Annotated in this window: 3 protein-coding genes; 1 reads left to right on the plus strand and 2 read right to left on the minus strand. The window is 63.3% G+C overall.

The window, feature by feature from the left end:
• Positions 1-989 (plus strand): PDZ domain-containing protein (locus E5W70_RS14110; RefSeq protein ID WP_292659014.1); only part of this gene is annotated, 989 nt, incomplete at its 5' end.
• Positions 990-1035: 46 nt separating this feature from the next.
• On the opposite strand, the gene E5W70_RS14115 is transcribed toward E5W70_RS14110, so the two are convergent.
• Together E5W70_RS14115 and E5W70_RS14120 are read right to left on the minus strand one after the other, a co-directional pair.
• Positions 1036-1608: a GNAT family N-acetyltransferase gene (locus tag E5W70_RS14115; RefSeq protein WP_292659016.1), complete on the minus strand. Its 573-nt coding sequence runs from the start codon at positions 1606-1608 to the stop codon at positions 1036-1038.
• On the minus strand, positions 1605-2091 hold a 487-nt coding region (locus tag E5W70_RS14120), incomplete at its 5' end, for an HAD family phosphatase (RefSeq protein WP_292659018.1). The genes E5W70_RS14115 and E5W70_RS14120, both read right to left, overlap by 4 nt.

Genomic DNA, 2091 nt, shown 5'->3' on the forward strand with positions numbered 1-2091 from the left:
ATTCCAACACGATGCGTGTCGGCGACTGGGTGATGGCGATCGGCAATCCGTTCGGTCTCGGCGGCACGGTGACTGTCGGCATCGTCTCGGCGCGCAATCGCGACATCAATTCCGGCCCGTATGACGACTTCATCCAGACCGATGCCGCGATCAACCGCGGCAATTCCGGTGGACCGCTGTTCAACAGCAGCGGCGAGGTCATCGGCATCAACACGGCAATCATCTCGCCGTCGGGCGGCTCGATCGGCATCGGCTTCTCGATCCCGTCGCAGCTTGCATCGGGCGTCGTCGACCAGCTTCGCCAGTTCGGCGAGACGCGGCGCGGCTGGCTCGGCGTGCGCATCCAGCCGGTGACCGACGACATTGCTGAAAGCCTGGGCATGGCGACCGCCAAGGGCGCGCTGGTTGCTGGTGTCATCAAGGGGGGGCCGGTCGACAACGGCACAATCCAGGCCGGCGACGTGATCATCAAGTTCGACGGCAAGGACATCCATGAAATGCGCGACCTGCCGCGCGTTGTGGCGGAGAGCCCGGTCGGCAAGGCGGTCGACGTGATCATCGTGCGCAAAGGGGTCGAGCAGACCGTCAAGGTGACGCTCGGCCGGCTCGAGGACGGCGAGAAGCTTGCCAGCGGTGGTGAAAACGGCAACACCGACCAGGACGATGCCGACAAGGCGCCTGCGGTTTCGACGGCTGCCGTGCTCGGCATGACGATCGGCGAGCTCAACGACGAGACGCGCACGAAATTCGGCATCGCCGCCGACATCTCCGGCGTCGTCGTGACCGACGTCTCAAAGGATTCGGCAGCGGCCGAACGCGGCATCCAGCCGGGCGAGGTGATCACTGAGATCGCGCAGGAATCGGTCGCGACGCCCAAGGACGTCATGGACCGGATCGGCGCGCTGAAGGAGCAAGGGCGCAAGAACGCGCTTTTGATGCTGGCGTCGAAGACCGGCGAGCTGAGGTTTGTGACAATCCGGATGGATTGAGTCCGGAAGAGCCTGCAACACTCTGATCTTGAAAAGAAAAGGGCGGCTAGCGGGCCGCCCTTTTTCTTGCATGCCAGTCCGTGCGTGACAGCCTGTAGAAGACATGTCGCCTGAGTGCGGTGTGGCTGTCCGGAACACCGGGATGGTCGAAATCGGAGGCCGGGTCCGCGGTCATGCCCAGGCGCTCCATGACGGCAGTGGACCGGCTGTTATCTTTGACTGCGAAGGACACGATTTCGTTGAGGCCAAGTCTTTCAAAGCCATAGGTGAGCCAGGCTTCGGCTGCTTCGGTGACATAGCCGCGGCCCCAGAATTCTGGTGCCAACCGCCAGCCAATCTCGATCGTGCCGGGCGGCAGGAATGGCAAATGATCGGTTCCGGTTATGCCGACGAAGCCGATGCATTCACCTGTGGCTGCGATCTCAGCGGCCGCGAAGCCGAAGCCGGTGCGATCGATAGCCGCGCGCAACTCCCCCATCTTAGCGTCAGCCTGGGCGCGGTCGCGGCGAAACGGAAAGAATTCCATGACGCGCTCGTCGGAATTGATGCGATGGAAGAGCTCGCCGTCATGATCTTCCCAGTTGCGCAGGATCAGGCGCTCGGTGCGGATCGGCGTCATTCGACAAATTCGCCCCAGCGATAACCCTGCAGATAAAGCAAGGCGGTGAGGTCGCCGTGGTCGATACGGATCTTTGCCTCAGCCGCCACGGCCGGCTTGGCGTGCAAGGCGACGCCGATGCCGGCAAGACGGATCATGTCGAGATCGTTGGCGCCGTCACCGACGGCAATGGCATCGGCAGGCGTCAGGCCGAGGCGGGCGGAAATCTCGATAAGGGCTTCGGCCTTGGCGGCGCGGCCGAGGATCGGCTCGGCGACCAAGCCGGTGAAGCGGCGATCCTGCTCGATCAGCCGGTTGGCGCGATTTTCGTGAAAACCGAGCAATGCTGCGATGCGGGTGGTGAAGATGTCGAAACCACCGGAGATCAGAGCCGTCCAGGCGCCATTGGCCGCCATTGTCTGGACGAGCGTGCGGCCGCCGGAGGCAAGCGTCAGGCGATTGTCGATGATACGGTCGATGATTGCGGCATCGAGACCCTTGAGC

Source organism: Mesorhizobium sp. (assembly GCF_005063415.1).
Taxonomy (GTDB): domain Bacteria; phylum Pseudomonadota; class Alphaproteobacteria; order Rhizobiales; family Rhizobiaceae; genus Mesorhizobium.